The following is a 14,184-nucleotide window of genomic DNA, read 5'->3' as shown; positions in this document are numbered from 1 at the left end:
TAGCTACATGGCAAAAGAACTCAGCTATGTGTGCACCGAATGCTCAGGACTATTCTCCAAATGGATGGGACAATGTTCTGATTGTGGTGCATGGAACTCGATTGAAAAACAAGCGGCAGTTTTTCAAAAACAGAAAGTAAGTTCATTTTCACTCCCCGGCGCAGCCAACGAAATTCAAGCGATCAACGACGTTGCTTGCGAAACCCATGCTCGCATCAAAACCCCTCTTACAGAATTAGATCGCGTATTGGGCGGGGGAATTGTTTCTGGTTCCGTTATTTTAGTAGGAGGAAATCCCGGCATAGGAAAGTCCACTTTATTATTACAAGTTCTTAGTTCATTGGACCGTGAGCGAGCCTTGTATGTAACTGGCGAAGAGTCTTTACAGCAAGTTGCACTACGCGCAGAACGTCTAGGCTACAAAGATTCAACATTACGCGTACTGGCATCAAACAATCTTGAAGAAATTCTTGCCAATGCTATGCGCGAACGCCCAAGTATCATGGTGATCGACTCAATTCAAACACTCTCTTCAGAAAAAACACCTTCTGCTGCTGGCTCCGTATCTCAAGTGCGCGAATGCGCAAATCAAATCACACAATTTGCAAAGCAAACTGACACCACCGTCTTTGTAGTGGGACATGTCACCAAAGATGGCTCAATCGCCGGCCCTCGCGTGCTCGAACATGTTGTTGATACTGTTTTGTATTTTGAAGGCGAAGAAGGCGGTCGCTATCGAGTATTACGCGCAGTAAAAAATCGTTTTGGTGCAGTAAACGAGCTGGGTGTTTTCGCCATGCAAGAGTCAGGGCTAAAAGGCGTTAAAAATCCATCCGCTATTTTCTTATCACAACGCTCTGAACACACGCCTGGAAGTGTAATCACCGTTACTTGTGAAGCCACACGCCCTTTATTACTAGAAGTCCAATCTCTTGTAGATGACAACCCCACTGGACACGCTAGACGTGTAACCGTAGGCATCGATCAAAATAGATTAACTATGTTGCTCGCCATCTTGCATAGACATGGCGGTATTGCCATTTATGACAAAGATGTATTTGTAAACATCGTAGGCGGCGTTTCATTAAAAGAAACCGGTGCTGACTTAGCAGTTTTACTAGCAGCTTATTCTAGCTTTAGAGATCAACCACTCGACCGCAACTTAATCGTGTTTGGTGAAGTAGGACTTACTGGAGAAATACGCCCAGTCTATAACGGCATATCACGCCTTAAAGAAGCCAAGGAACATGGATTTAAGAAAGCCATCATCCCTGGTGCCAACAAACCAAAAGAAAAAATTCCCGGGCTAGAAATCATTGGCGTAGACAAACTTAGTGAAGCGATCGAAAAGGCCCTATAAAATAAATTAGTGAAATTAGACCAAGCAAGTATGGATAGAATATACCGCCCACAGATGTCACAAGAAGGGTTAGCGCCTACCCACGGCGTAAGTGCAATTAACCAATTTGGCGAGCAACGTGAAGTACACGTGGCCGGTGAATCACCTTTGACTTTAAAAGTGAATGACCGCGAGATTGTTACCTTAATGACTCTAGGCACTCACCCGGAAGAACTCACTCTAGGCTATCTTCGAAATCAGCGCTTACTTGAAGACATTACCGATGTTGAATCAGTGAAAGTGAACTGGGAAAAAGAATTAGTTGATGTTCGCTTAGTAGCTGATAAAGAAATTACTGACTGGGAAGAAAAGCTTAGTAAACGCACCGTTACATCAGGCTGCGGACAAGGCACAGTCTTCAGTTGCACACTGGATAAACTTTACGATGCCAAGTTACCCAAAGTTGCTTTAAAGCAATCTAAAATCTATGCGCTACTCGCAGAAATTACTACACACAATGATATTTATAAAAAAGCCGGTGCCGTGCATGGCTGCGCCCTATGCAATCAAGATGTGGGTGATGACAAGAATATATTAAAATTTGTTGAAGATGTAGGCCGGCATAATGCAGCTGATGCAATCTCTGGTTGGATGTGGCTGGAACATCAACAAGGCAGTGATAAAATTTTTTATACCACGGGCCGATTAACTTCAGAAATGGTAATGAAGTCCGCTAATATGGGCATTCCTGTTTTACTTTCACGGTCAGGTGTAACCAACATGGGCTTAGAGCTCGCACGCGACTTAGGTATCGTGATGATCGCACGCGCTAAAGGTAAAGCTTTTCTTGTTTACAATGGTTCCGAACAAATTGAATTCGATGCAACGCCCAAAAAACCACCCGCCTCATAATTGTCAACAAAGCATTAGAGTCATGACCCTACTTATCAAGGAATAGATAAAAAATGAAAACGCTAAAACATCTTTTAGATAATAATATTGCTTGGGCAGACACTGTTAACAAGAATAACCCCGAATTTTTCTCAACATTAGCTCAACAACAATTTCCTGAGTACTTATGGATTGGTTGCTCGGATAGCCGTGTACCAGCAAACCAAATTATCGCTCTACCACCAGGTGAAGTTTTTGTGCATCGCAACATTGCCAATGTGGTCACCCACACCGATTTAAACTGCTTATCCGTCATACAATTCGCAGTGGATGTATTAAAAATTAAACACATCATTGTATGTGGACACTATGGCTACAGCGGTGTACGCGCGGCTATGGAAGACCAGGAACATGGTCTCGTCGACAATTGGCTGCGCCATGTAAAAGACGTCGCACGATTTAATGCTAAAAAATTAGATGGTTTATCCGCTGATAACAAACATGATCGATTATGTGAACTTAATGTTCAGGAACAAGTAGTTAATGTATGCAATACCAATATTGTTGCACACGCATGGGAAGGCGGCGCTAACCTCACCATTCATGGTTGGATTTATAATATTAACAATGGAATTCTGAAAGATCTGGATATGTGTATAAGCTCAACAGAAGAATTAAAAGAAAAATTTGCGTGGATAAACTAAGTGTAATGTCCGCTTACGACCCAAAGCGGACATTCAATAATTAAGCATTGCACAATAAACTGTAAAATTTGGTAGAAATAAATCATGAAAGCGATTTGGAAAAATAAAGTCATTGCAGAGAGTGATGAGACGATTGTAATCGATACTTTCTGCTACTTTCCTCCTGAATCGGTTAACTATAAACATTTAGTAAAAAGCAATAAACACACTGAATGTTATTGGAAAGGGCAAGCGAGCTACTACACTATTAACGTAGACGGAAAAGAAAACGAAGATGCTGCCTGGTATTACCCAGAAGCAAAAGACAAAGCAAAGAATATCGAAAATTATATTGCCTTTTGGCGAGGTGTCGAAGTAATTGAATAAATGTATTACGCTTAATTTAAATATCAAAAACTGAATGACCGCTATTGGCCGAAAACGGACATTAGGAAAATTTACATTTAATCCATATCCGCCACTAACGAATCTCGCATAGAACCCGACAATGCCTCAATGGCATGCTTATACTCAGGGTGATCAATCCCGATAGTTAATGCTGCACCCTCTTTTAACTCACTCACCATTTCTGGTGTTAATTCAAATCTCATAAAATGCACAGAAGAAGTTTTTTCAGCCGTCTCACGCGGCAAGTCCTCATCACTTATAGGATGTACTTTATCGTGACCCGACACTTGCACATAAGTAGCGTCTTCAATACCCAATAATTCTCTTAAACGAATTGCGCGTTCATCTGGGTCTGGAAATTCAATCATGAAGGTTACTTTCCAATTACTTCCATCTGGAATCATTGGATTATAGGCATCAAGCTCTTCTTGAATGCCCGCGCTTTCAAAAATCTTTTCCGCACGTAACATTTCTTGAATTTGATATTGCATCACCAGACGGTCTTCGAAATGCATGGTGATATTGGGGCCGACTTGTAATACACGATTTTTTTTATGTTGAATGATTTGCGCGCGAAATTCATCGCGCATGGCAGAGTAGTCTTCTAGAGAATGTAAATCTTGTCTGAATAGTTTTTGCATAAATAACAATTTATTTTGAAATTAGATAAGTCATAGCCCGTATGCAGTTTTCAATAAAGTTATTGGGTGTGTTGGCGACGACTCATTTTTATCATCGTTTTTGTTGAGGCCATTTGCTAAATGATAGCCCGCCAATGGACAATCACTGGAAAAATAGTTTGGCTCATTATTTTTGATTTTATTTACAACGGGTCGTGCAATTTTCATTGAGATTTCATGGAATTCTTCTTTTACTGCATAAGTACCATCATGCCCTGCACAACGTTCAATCAGCTCAATTTCTGTATCGGGAACCAAATTTAAAATATCTCTGGTTTTATTGCCTATTTTCTGAACACGCAAGTGACATGGTGCGTGATAAGAGACTTTCCCAAGTGATGTTGGGAAATCAGTATTCATCATGCCTTCTTTTTTACGCAATGCTAAATATTCAAACGGGTCAAAAATAGATTGCTGCACTTTCTTTAATGCTTCATCCTCAGGAAACATCAATGGCAGTTCTTGTTTGAACATTAATACGCATGAAGGAATAGGTGCAATGATATCCCAACCATCATCAATAACTTTTTCCATGATAGGAATATTATGATCTTTATTCGCCGCTACGGATTCCAAGTCACCCAATTCTAACTTAGGCATACTGCAACATTTATCTTGGGTGATGAACTTGGTAGCAATGTTGTTGTGCTCGAAAATCTTTATCAAATCTTCGACCAAATCAGGTTCATTATAATTTCCATAGCACGTTGCATAAATAGCTACTTTCCCTGTTGTGCTGCCAATTGCTTTTGGCGAACTCACAGACGTTTGATGTTTGGTAAATTGTTTTTTTGCTGACTTGCTTTGATATTTAGGCAAATAAGCATCTGGATGAATGCCTAGGGTTTTCCCCATGCCTTTACGTGCAAGAGAACTATTGTTTACCGCATTTACGGTTTGCGCAACGACTGGAATTCCAAAAAATTTGCCATTTTTATCCGTGTTGCTAAGCATGTTGTCTCGCTTAGATGCACCCTTTTCTTTAAATTTGATTGCTTTTGCGCGCAACATTAGATGTGGAAAATCTACATTCCATTCATGTGGTGGAACATAAGGACACTTAGTTAAGAAGCATAAATCGCATAGATAACACTGATCAACGACTTTGGTGTAATCATCTTTTGCAACACCATCTACTTCCATGGTTTCGGATTCATCCACCAGATCAAATAGTGTAGGAAAAGAATTGCACAAACTTACACAGCGCCTGCATCCATGACAGATGTCAAAAATACGCTCTAACTCAGTATTAAGATCTTCTTGGTCGTAAAACTTTGGATCTTTCCAGTCAATAGGATGCCGCGTAGGTGCGTCTAAGCTCCCTTCTCTCATTAATAAATCCTGTGTGTTTTAGAACTTCTGCAATGCACAAATCGTGTTAATACGATTTGTGCATTTGCAAAATCTTTTCGGCTTTTATTCAGTTACCTAGACTAGTCTAGAGTGTTTCTAGTCTAGTGTATCAAGGGCTTTCTGAAAACGATTAGCGTGTGAACGCTCTGCTTTAGCAAGCGTTTCAAACCAATCTGCAACTTCGTCGAAACTTTCGTCACGTGCAGTTTTTGCCATTCCTGGGTACATATCAGTGTACTCATGAGTTTCACCAGCAATTGCTGCTTTTAAGTTATCAGAGGTTGAGCCAATTGGAAGACCCGTTGCTGGATCACCACACTCTTCTAAGTACTCAAGATGACCATGAGCATGCCCTGTTTCGCCCTCAGCGGTTGAACGAAATACTGCAGACACATCGTTGTATCCTTCTACGTCAGCTTTTGCCGCAAAATATAGATATCTACGATTCGCTTGTGATTCACCCGCAAACGCATCTTTTAAATTACCTTCTGTCTTACTGCCTTTTAGAGACATTATCGCTACCTCCAGCTATGATGTTTTTAGCAAAATCACAATGGATTATGCCTGTTTCTATGATTTAGACTTAGTCTAAACTGGGTGAAACTTTAGACTAGGTCTAAAATGTTGTCAACTCAGATTGCCTAAGCTTAAATCAAAACCTGCTACTGGTCCGTACAAAAATTAAATTAATTAGGAAATGGCTTTGGCGCGCAAAACAACCACAAAAGCGGTCGACTTTGAGAAATCGCTAAAACAACTGGAAACGCTAGTTGATAAATTAGAAAAAGGCGATCTTTCTCTTGAAGATTCGCTTAAAAACTTTGAACAAGGCGTAAAACTTACTCGTGAGTGTCGACAAGCGTTACTAACTGCTGAACAAAAGATTTCCGTGTTAAGCAAAGAGGATAAAGATTGGATTGAGAAAGATCTCGACAAAGATGAAGACTCAGTCAACTGAAACGATTGCCACTGAGGCAGACACAGTTGAAGAGTTACTTGATCAATATGCATGTCGAGTCAACCAGCAACTAAAAACAAAACTGCCCCAAGAAACCGATTCCCCTATAACGCTACATAAAGCCATGCGTTATTCTGTTCTGGGTGGCGGTAAGCGTATTCGCCCTGCTCTCGTATACGCAACCGGTGAAGCACTCAGCAGTAATTTAGAATCACTAGACTGCGCGGCTTGTGCAGTTGAACTCATGCATAGCTATTCACTCATTCATGACGATTTACCTGCCATGGACGATGATGACTTGCGCCGTGGTCGCCCTACCTGTCATAAAGCATTTGACGAGGCAACTGCGATTCTTGCGGGTGATGCCATTCAAGCCCAAGCTTTTGCCATACTAGCTAGTGACGATGCAACATATGAGCAACGCGTTCATATGATTCTGCAGCTAGCAAAATCTTCTGGCTCTTTAGGTATGGCTGGCGGTCAAGCGATTGATCTTGCTGCGGTAAACAAGCAGCTTAATGAAAAACAAATTAGAACTATGCATACACTTAAGACCGCAGCATTAATCCAAGCCAGTGTACTAATGGCGGTCATTACCAGTGATATGAATAATCCTGAAACCTTTGCTCATTTCGCACATTTTTCAGAGAAAGTAGGCTTAGCATTCCAGATACGTGACGATATACTTGATATACAAGCAGATACCGAAACATTGGGTAAGCCTCAAGGCTCAGATGCTGCGCAAAATAAACCTACTTACCCTAGCATTGTGGGGGTAGAACAAGCTGAAAATACAGCGAATAATTTGTTGCAAGAAGCATTAAATGAAATAGATCACTTAGATGATCGCGCCGAGAATCTGCGCGAAATTAGCCAATATATGGTTACACGAAACTCTTAAAATAATGAATCATAAGTATCCATTACTAGACGGCATCGAATACCCAGCAGATTTACGTGCGCTGGATTCACAGCAGTTACCTGCAATCGCACATGAGTTACGTGCATATTTATTAGATTCGGTTGCAACCAGTGGCGGGCATTTTGCAGCAGGTTTAGGTGCGATTGAAATTACTACTGCACTACACTACGTTTTCAACACCCCCCATGATCGGATTGTATGGGATGTAGGTCATCAATGTTATCCGCATAAAATTCTTACCGGTCGTAAAAATCAAATTACTAGCATTCGCACCAAAGATGGACTTGCACCATTCCCAGCGCGAAAAGAAAGTGAGTACGATCATTTTGGTGTAGGTCACTCCAGTACTTCAATTAGTGCTGCATTAGGAATGGCCATTGCGAGCGGCAACAAACGCAAAGTAGTTGCGGTAATTGGTGACGGTGGACTTACTGCAGGATTAGCCTATGAGGCTTTAAATCACTTAGGTGATTGCAAGGCTGATTTATTAGTGATTCTAAACGACAATGAAATGTCGATCTCACCGAACGTAGGCGCAATGACAAATTATTTAACCCGCATGTTATCGGGTCGGGTATTTTCCAGTATGCGCGAAGGTAGTAAAAAGCTATTAGAACCCATCCCTCCGATTCGTGAGCTTGCAAAACGCACGGAAGAGCATGTCAAAGGCATGATTGCACCTGGTACTTTATTTGAAGAGATGGGGCTCAATTATTTTGGCCCTATAGATGGTCATGATGTATCTGGTTTAGTAAAAACATTGCAAAATTTAAAACGCTTAGATGGCCCTCGCCTATTACATATTGTTACTCGCAAAGGCAAAGGCTATGAAAAAGCTGAGTCTGATCCCGTTGGATATCATGCTGTACCTTCATTCGATCCAAGCGTTGGGGTGGTTAAGTCAAACAAGAAACCAAAAATTACGTATACAAATGTATTCAGCGACTGGATTTGCGATATTGCTGAACAAGATGAGCGCGTAGTTGCCATTACTCCAGCGATGCGTGAAGGATCTGGGTTAGTAGAATTTTCAAAAAGATTTCCTGACCGTTATTTCGACGTTGCGATTGCAGAGCAACATGCCGTAACCGTAGCAGCAGGAATGGCTTGTGAAAATTTAAAACCAGTAGTGGCAATTTACTCTACGTTTTTACAACGCGCGTACGATCAGCTTATTCATGATGTTGCAGTGCAAAACTTACCCGTAGTGTTTGCAATAGACCGTGCTGGTGTAGTGGGACCAGATGGTCAAACTCACGCAGGTAGTTTCGATTTATCTTATCTACGTTGTATACCAAACATGATGGTCATGGCGCCTGCTGATGAAAACGAAACTCGGCGCATGCTTTACACCGCACATTTACAAGATTGCCCAACTGCTGTGCGTTACCCGCGCGGTTCTGGTCCAGGCGCACCTGTTCATCCAGATATGAATGCAGTAGAAATTGGTAAAGCTAAAATTTTGCGCGAAGGCACCCATAAAGGCATTGCTATTCTCGCCTTTGGCAGCCCAGTGTATGACGCATTACAAGTGGGTGAAGAACTAGATGCCACAGTAGTCAATATGAGATTTGTGAAACCGATTGATTCAACACTAATTGAAAAAATCGCTAAACAATATAAATTTATTATTACGGTTGAAGACAATGTTGCTGCAGGTGGTGCCGGCAGCGCGGTGAACGAAGTGTTAGCGAATAACACTAACATTAAAATAAAAAATCTAGGCCTACCTGATGAATATTTAGATCACGCATCACGCGAAGAACTGCTAGAACAAGCTTGCTTAGATGCATCATCGATTCTCAAATCGATTCAAACTTTTACCAATGAAAAGACTAAATCGTACTCGTAATTAGATTTTTAAATCACTCAAAGAAGTTCTGACTTAAGAGTTTGGATAACTCCCTGGATACGCTGCAACAACACGTTTTAATAGCGCCTTAGCTGTATTTGAATCAATCACACCTACACCCTTATTTACTTGGTGAGCGGTTACTAAAGTTTGTTTGCCTTGGCTAAGCAAATGTATTTCGTAATACACTTTTTGGGCAATAACTTCCTCAGCAGGGACACCTGGTTGGGCAATGTCCACCACAACAAAGTACACACCCTTATTACGATCATGATCTTCAATCGCTAATCCTGAACGATCTAATGCAACACCTGTGCGACGCCAAACACGTGAATAAATATCACCCACCACTAGAACAGGAACGCCGCCAATATCTTTTATATCTAAGTATAAACTTTGCGCATCGGCACTGGCTAGTTTTTGTTGCGCATCTTGACGTTCTGTTCCTAAAAACTCCATCAGCCTAATCATCATTTCAGTTTCACGCTCACTATTGGGCGGCTGAGGTTTCCATAAAATTTGATTACCTTTATTGACTGCAGCAACTTCTGCACCACGTTGAGTCAAAAAGATATTTGTTACCGCATTTGGTTGGCGCTCTAGACGCGTACGAAATTTTTCGCCGGTGATATCATAGCTCTCTTGATTAAGCTCACTGTTTACTGAACGATCGGTATGTTGCTTCCACTCCGTTTCGATATATCCAAGTGTAGGTTCGTTTTTACCGATCGGGTACTGTTGTTCTTGCCAAAATTTACGCATCAGTGGCCACAAAGTTACTGGATCACTATCCACTTCTAACCATGTCGTTGGACCCTCGCGACGCACACGAACATCTAAAAATTCCGGCAGCACTGCAGCACCTAATGCTGGACCTTGGGTTTCCAATGCACTTACTCGATCATTAGCCGTTTTAGGAATTTCTAAACTCTCTTCCCATTGTGGAGTCACTAAATCTGGCGGCGCCTCTAATGGGTTAGATTCCCCACCACTAACAAAGTCGGTACCGAACTTTAAGAAACCACAGCCACCAATCAGCAGTAGTGATAACGAAACACAAGTAAGAAGTATCTTTTTCACTAAAATTTAATCCAATAATTAGGGTATATATTAATCTAGATTGAGCCTGCTGCTGATAAAGCTTGGCGCAACGTTTCATGATGAATTTCAGACAGCGTAGTCATGGGTAGTCTTGTACCTGTAGGAAATAAACCCATTTCCGTTAAACACCATTTAACCGGTATAGGATTAGACTCAACAAATAAGTCCTTGTTCAATTTTTCTAATCTGGCATTCATTTCCTGCGCTTTATTTCGATCGCCATCAATACTCGCTATGCACATATCATGGAATAGTTTAGGCGCTACATTACCTGTAACCGTAATTACACCACAGCCACCCGCCAATAGAAATTCCATTGCAGAATAATCGTCACCACTGATCAACATAAACTCTTTAGGACTAGCAGCTAAGATTTGTTTGCAACGATCAATTTCACCAGTAGCTTCTTTTATGCCAACAATATTATCAACAGATGACAACTTAATTGCCGTCTCAGGCAATAAATCGACAGCAGTACGTCCGGGCACGTTATACAAAATTTGTGGTATCGCTACTGCTTTTGCAATCGCTTGATGATGCAATATTAAACCTTCTTGCGTGGGCTTATTATAATAAGGAGATACCAGCAAGCAGGCATCTGCCCCCGCATCTTTAGCACACTGTGTCAGCTCAATTGCCTCTTGAGTTGAATTTGCACCGGTACCCGCAATTACAGGTATTCGTCCCTTAACTTGATCAACAACAAATTGAATCACCTCGCAATGCTCTGCATGATTTAGCGTTGCAGATTCACCGGTTGTACCCGCAGGTACCAACGCATCGGTGTCATTTTCTATATGAAACTCTACATATTTGGCCAGCGAGTCGAAATCGACCTCCCCCCCGACATGCATAGGTGTCGCAATGGCGACCATGCTACCTTTGAACACAGGTTACCTCGATTAGATGGTTGAATGATGGAGCGAGCGATATTACAAATGAAACCCTAGTATTACAAGGAATCAGAGTGCTAGCCTCCATTTAAATCAATGATATAGGCTAAAGATCAAGGACTAAAAACGAATTTTATAGCAAATATTTCACGCAGACTTAGCTTGTTGAACATTCTCACTATCATTTTCAACACTACCATTTTCTGCAGGCCATGCTTTCAGGACTGCATTCACTAAGGTGGCCAACGGGATTGCGAAAAACACTCCCCACAATCCCCAAATTCCTCCAAACACAAGTACTGCCGCGATTATTGCTGCTGGGTGCAAATTCACCACTTCAGAAAATAAAAGTGGCACCAAGATATTTCCATCCAAAAATTGTATAACAGCATAGGCAATAAGTACGTATGCAAAATCAGGGCCTATGCCCCACTGGAAGTAAGCTACAAATGCGATCGGAATAGTCACTACCGCCGCACCTACATAAGGAACTATCACCGAGATACCAACCAAAAACGACAACAGCATTGCATATTGCAAACCAAAAAATACGAATGTCGCATAAGTGACCGACCAAACTAAAAATATCTCTAAAAATTTACCGCGTATATAACTCGCTATCTTTTGATTAACTTCAAACCACACTTCGTTTGTAAGTTCACGGTTGACAGGAAGAAATCCTTCTAACCAATTTAATATTTTTTCTTTATCCTTCAAAAAAAAGAAAACTAACAATGGCACCAATATGAGATACACCATAATGGTAATCACACCTACTACCGATTCGAGTGGCTGACTGATAAAATTATGCCCAGCAGAAATTAATTGCGAACGAATCGACCAAATAAGTTCATTGATTTGTTCTTCTGTAAATATTTGCGCAATGCTCGGATATCGATCTGGCAATTGCATGATTAAATCTTGACCGTGGGTAATCATAGTGGGCAATTCACGAAAAAACTGAGTGAACTGTTGAGATAGCTGTGGAATCAAAGCAAAGATAATGATCAGCAATAAAGCAATAAATGCAAAAAACACTATACCCAGTGCTAAAAATCTTGGAATTTTGCCGCGACGGAGAATCTCAACTGCTCCGTCCAACACATAAGCGATTACGATACTGGCCAATAAGGGCGCAAGCAGATCGCCAGCCAATAAAACGACCGCAAAGCCAATGATGATAAATAAGGCAAGGATTACAACTTGCGGGTCAGAGAAATGTCGCTGATACCAACTTCTTATATATTCAATCATCTGCGTATTCTTGGGACATAATTCAGACTATATTTATGAAGCAAATTCTTTACAGTCTTATCGTTGTATGGGTATCTACAAACAAATACTGAGCTTAATAACTAGAAACTATTGGAAAGGCTGTAATTCTTGCATAACAACCCTACTATTTATCAATCTACATAGGGTCAATTTACTCTGGAGGGCTACAATAACCACGCGCATATTCTAGTAACTGTTCCATAGCATGCAAACGAAACTTTTGTCGTTGGCGCACAAAGGAAAAAGGTCTTTCAAGTGGCGGGGCTAAATCAACTTTAGAAATACTATCGAGCTTAAGCTCTTTTTCAATCGTAACATTTGAGACAATAGAAACTCCCATTCCTGCTTCAACAGCACCCTTAACTGACTCGGGGCTACCCAGCTCTAAGCTAAGATTAAGATTATTACGATCCAAACCCTGGCTGACCACATAGTCCATAATGACTTCGCGGGTACCTGAACCCTCTTCACGAGATATGAATGGATAAGGCAACAATTCTTCCATAGAAATAGAAGTTTTTGATGCCAGCTCATGATGTTTTGGAACAATTACTACCAAAGAGTCTTTACGACATTTTTCAACCAATAAATTTTTATTGGTAACGGGCCCTTCAACAATACCTAAATCGATCATGCTATTTTCAATCATCGATACAATGCCTTCAGTATTTGAGACCTTAAGACGCAACTGAATATCAGGAAATTCTTTAGTAAAACCACTCAACAAACTTGGCAACATGTATTCAGCTATCGTAGTACTTGCACCTAGTGTTAAAACGCCACTTACATCACCCGTTAACTCTTTAATAGAGTTTTCCAATTCCGCATAGAGTTCGAAAATCTCTTCTGCGTATTCATAAGATTTACGTCCTGCTTCGGTTAAAGTCACTCGATTATGGGTGCGGTCAAATAAACGGGTATTAAAATGCTCTTCCAGCTGACGGACTTGGAAGGTAACTGCAGGCTGAGTCATATGTAGCGTTTCTGCCGCTTTAGTAAAGCTCAACAGTTTTGCAACTGTATAAAATACCTGTAATCGTCGATCCGCCATGGAGACCTCTTTGAAGTCTAATTGATTTTTTTTATAGGCAATTAGTATAGCACCAGAATCCCTCTAGAAGTCTCATGAAATTCACCCTTTATTCGTCTATAGGCATAACATCAGAGGGCTTTAAACAAGCAAATACGCAGTTCACATTTAGTAAAAATGAACCATTATCAAATAACTTCGTCGTTAGAATGGCTCCGCCTAACCCCCTGAAAATACAGTATTCGCCAAAATACAACTCATTTTTGCTAGACTGTTGTTACTTAAATATTTAATTTTTCACACATCATGATTTCAAAAATTCTCCTTGCGGTAAGTTTAGCTCTAATTCTTGGGACAGCAGCTTATGCCGCTCCTGTATATAAGTGGAATGAAGAAGGCAGAATCATTTACAGCCAGACTCCCCCAGCACCAGGTGTTGAATTTGAAGTGGTCTATCAAGATGATCTTGGAGTCAAAACATCTGTCGCTAAAGCGGATTCAGACGCTTCGAATTCAGGCGACAGCTTTGAAGAACGACGCGAAGAACGCAAACAAAGTGAAACTGACAAAAAGGTAATGCAAGAAAGTAATAAAATTAAAGCTGAAAACTGTGCAATTGCCACAAAAAATATGGAATCTCTCACCAGTCGCGGTCAAGTAACCATTAAAGATGGCGATGTTTATCGCAAGCTTAGTGAAGACGAACGCCAAGGTAAAATACAAGAATCTCAAGAACAAGTTTCTGAATTCTGCAGCTAACTCACCCTAGCTAACCTCAATCTTCCTTAAATTTAATCAC

The 14,184-nt window shown here is 40.9% G+C and carries 15 protein-coding genes; 8 read left to right on the top strand and 7 right to left on the bottom strand.

The window, feature by feature from the left end; genetic code table 11:
- Positions 1-7 precede the first annotated feature (7 nt).
- The 4 genes from radA to GKR92_12925 all read left to right on the top strand — a co-directional run bounded on the left by radA (position 8) and on the right by GKR92_12925 (position 3,300).
- Positions 8-1,360: a DNA repair protein RadA gene (gene radA / locus GKR92_12940; protein ID QMU62555.1), complete on the top strand. Its 1,353-nt coding sequence runs from the start codon at positions 8-10 to the stop codon at positions 1,358-1,360.
- Positions 1,361-1,390: 30 nt separating this feature from the next.
- Entirely contained in the window at positions 1,391-2,251 is an 861-nt protein-coding gene (locus tag GKR92_12935) for a sulfurtransferase FdhD (GenBank protein QMU62554.1), read from the top strand.
- A 53-nt stretch (positions 2,252-2,304) separates the two neighbouring features.
- A complete protein-coding gene (locus GKR92_12930) occupies positions 2,305-2,934 on the top strand; it encodes a carbonate dehydratase (protein QMU62553.1) in 630 nt (209 codons plus the stop codon).
- 81 nt (positions 2,935-3,015) lie between these two features.
- Positions 3,016-3,300 (top strand): DUF427 domain-containing protein, encoded by a 285-nt coding sequence (locus GKR92_12925; protein QMU62552.1) that lies wholly within the window; start codon positions 3,016-3,018, stop codon positions 3,298-3,300.
- Positions 3,301-3,377: 77 nt separating this feature from the next.
- On the opposite strand, the gene GKR92_12920 is transcribed toward GKR92_12925, so the two are convergent.
- From GKR92_12920 to GKR92_12910, 3 genes are all read right to left on the bottom strand, one after another.
- On the bottom strand, positions 3,378-3,962 hold the full coding sequence (locus GKR92_12920) for a DUF3501 family protein (protein ID QMU62551.1): 585 nt from the start codon (positions 3,960-3,962) through the stop codon (positions 3,378-3,380).
- Positions 3,963-3,992: 30 nt separating this feature from the next.
- Complete coding sequence (locus tag GKR92_12915; GenBank protein ID QMU62550.1) at positions 3,993-5,333, bottom strand: Fe-S oxidoreductase; 1,341 nt, start codon at positions 5,331-5,333, stop codon at positions 3,993-3,995.
- A gap of 117 nt (positions 5,334-5,450) precedes the next feature.
- On the bottom strand, positions 5,451-5,867 hold the full coding sequence (locus tag GKR92_12910; GenBank protein QMU62549.1) for a rubrerythrin: 417 nt from the start codon (positions 5,865-5,867) through the stop codon (positions 5,451-5,453).
- A 184-nt stretch (positions 5,868-6,051) separates the two neighbouring features.
- Here GKR92_12910 and GKR92_12905 point away from each other — a divergent pair, with 184 nt between their 5' ends.
- The 3 genes from GKR92_12905 to GKR92_12895 are packed head-to-tail and all read left to right on the top strand — an operon-like array spanning position 6,052 to position 9,086.
- Entirely contained in the window at positions 6,052-6,312 is a 261-nt protein-coding gene (locus tag GKR92_12905; protein ID QMU62548.1) for an exodeoxyribonuclease VII small subunit, read from the top strand.
- Positions 6,293-7,213, top strand: coding sequence for a geranyl transferase (locus GKR92_12900; protein QMU62547.1), 921 nt, complete (start codon positions 6,293-6,295; stop codon positions 7,211-7,213). The genes GKR92_12905 and GKR92_12900 overlap by 20 nt, the downstream gene beginning before the upstream one ends.
- Positions 7,214-7,217: 4 nt before the next feature.
- Positions 7,218-9,086 carry a 1-deoxy-D-xylulose-5-phosphate synthase gene (locus GKR92_12895; GenBank protein QMU62546.1) on the top strand — a complete coding sequence of 623 codons (1,869 nt, stop codon included), beginning with the start codon at positions 7,218-7,220 and terminating at the stop codon, positions 9,084-9,086.
- Between the two features lie 33 nt (positions 9,087-9,119).
- Here GKR92_12895 and bamC read toward each other — a convergent pair whose 3' ends face one another.
- The 4 genes from bamC to GKR92_12875 form a co-directional block, all read right to left on the bottom strand.
- Positions 9,120-10,172: an outer membrane protein assembly factor BamC gene (gene bamC / locus GKR92_12890; protein QMU62545.1), complete on the bottom strand. Its 1,053-nt coding sequence runs from the start codon at positions 10,170-10,172 to the stop codon at positions 9,120-9,122.
- A 29-nt stretch (positions 10,173-10,201) separates the two neighbouring features.
- On the bottom strand, positions 10,202-11,077 hold the full coding sequence (locus tag GKR92_12885; GenBank protein QMU62544.1) for a 4-hydroxy-tetrahydrodipicolinate synthase: 876 nt from the start codon (positions 11,075-11,077) through the stop codon (positions 10,202-10,204).
- 150 nt (positions 11,078-11,227) lie between these two features.
- Positions 11,228-12,334 carry an AI-2E family transporter gene (locus GKR92_12880; protein ID QMU62543.1) on the bottom strand — a complete coding sequence of 369 codons (1,107 nt, stop codon included), beginning with the start codon at positions 12,332-12,334 and terminating at the stop codon, positions 11,228-11,230.
- 172 nt (positions 12,335-12,506) lie between these two features.
- Positions 12,507-13,406, bottom strand: a complete 900-nt coding sequence (locus tag GKR92_12875) for a LysR family transcriptional regulator (protein ID QMU62542.1) — start codon at positions 13,404-13,406, stop codon at positions 12,507-12,509.
- A gap of 285 nt (positions 13,407-13,691) precedes the next feature.
- Here GKR92_12875 and GKR92_12870 point away from each other — a divergent pair, with 285 nt between their 5' ends.
- Positions 13,692-14,144, top strand: a complete 453-nt coding sequence (locus GKR92_12870; protein QMU62541.1) for a DUF4124 domain-containing protein — start codon at positions 13,692-13,694, stop codon at positions 14,142-14,144.
- Positions 14,145-14,184 lie beyond the last annotated feature (40 nt).

The sequence above is a fragment of the Gammaproteobacteria bacterium genome, from assembly GCA_014075255.1.
In the GTDB taxonomy this organism is placed as follows: domain Bacteria; phylum Pseudomonadota; class Gammaproteobacteria; order UBA4575; family UBA4575; genus JABDMD01.
The sequence above is the reverse complement of the archived record's forward strand: the minus strand, read 5'-3'. Positions and strand labels throughout refer to the sequence as shown.

Coding starts and splice junctions, on each gene's coding strand:
- radA (QMU62555.1), top strand. CDS start 8: ATGGCAAAAGAACTCAGCTATGTGTGCACCGAATGCTCAGGACTATTC.
- GKR92_12910 (QMU62549.1), bottom strand. CDS start 5,867: ATGTCTCTAAAAGGCAGTAAGACAGAAGGTAATTTAAAAGATGCGTTT.
- GKR92_12935 (QMU62554.1), top strand. CDS start 1,391: ATGGATAGAATATACCGCCCACAGATGTCACAAGAAGGGTTAGCGCCT.
- GKR92_12895 (QMU62546.1), top strand. CDS start 7,218: ATGAATCATAAGTATCCATTACTAGACGGCATCGAATACCCAGCAGAT.
- GKR92_12900 (QMU62547.1), top strand. CDS start 6,293: ATGAAGACTCAGTCAACTGAAACGATTGCCACTGAGGCAGACACAGTT.
- GKR92_12880 (QMU62543.1), bottom strand. CDS start 12,334: ATGATTGAATATATAAGAAGTTGGTATCAGCGACATTTCTCTGACCCG.
- GKR92_12920 (QMU62551.1), bottom strand. CDS start 3,962: ATGCAAAAACTATTCAGACAAGATTTACATTCTCTAGAAGACTACTCT.
- GKR92_12875 (QMU62542.1), bottom strand. CDS start 13,406: ATGGCGGATCGACGATTACAGGTATTTTATACAGTTGCAAAACTGTTG.
- GKR92_12915 (QMU62550.1), bottom strand. CDS start 5,333: ATGAGAGAAGGGAGCTTAGACGCACCTACGCGGCATCCTATTGACTGG.
- GKR92_12905 (QMU62548.1), top strand. CDS start 6,052: ATGGCTTTGGCGCGCAAAACAACCACAAAAGCGGTCGACTTTGAGAAA.
- GKR92_12930 (QMU62553.1), top strand. CDS start 2,305: ATGAAAACGCTAAAACATCTTTTAGATAATAATATTGCTTGGGCAGAC.
- GKR92_12870 (QMU62541.1), top strand. CDS start 13,692: ATGATTTCAAAAATTCTCCTTGCGGTAAGTTTAGCTCTAATTCTTGGG.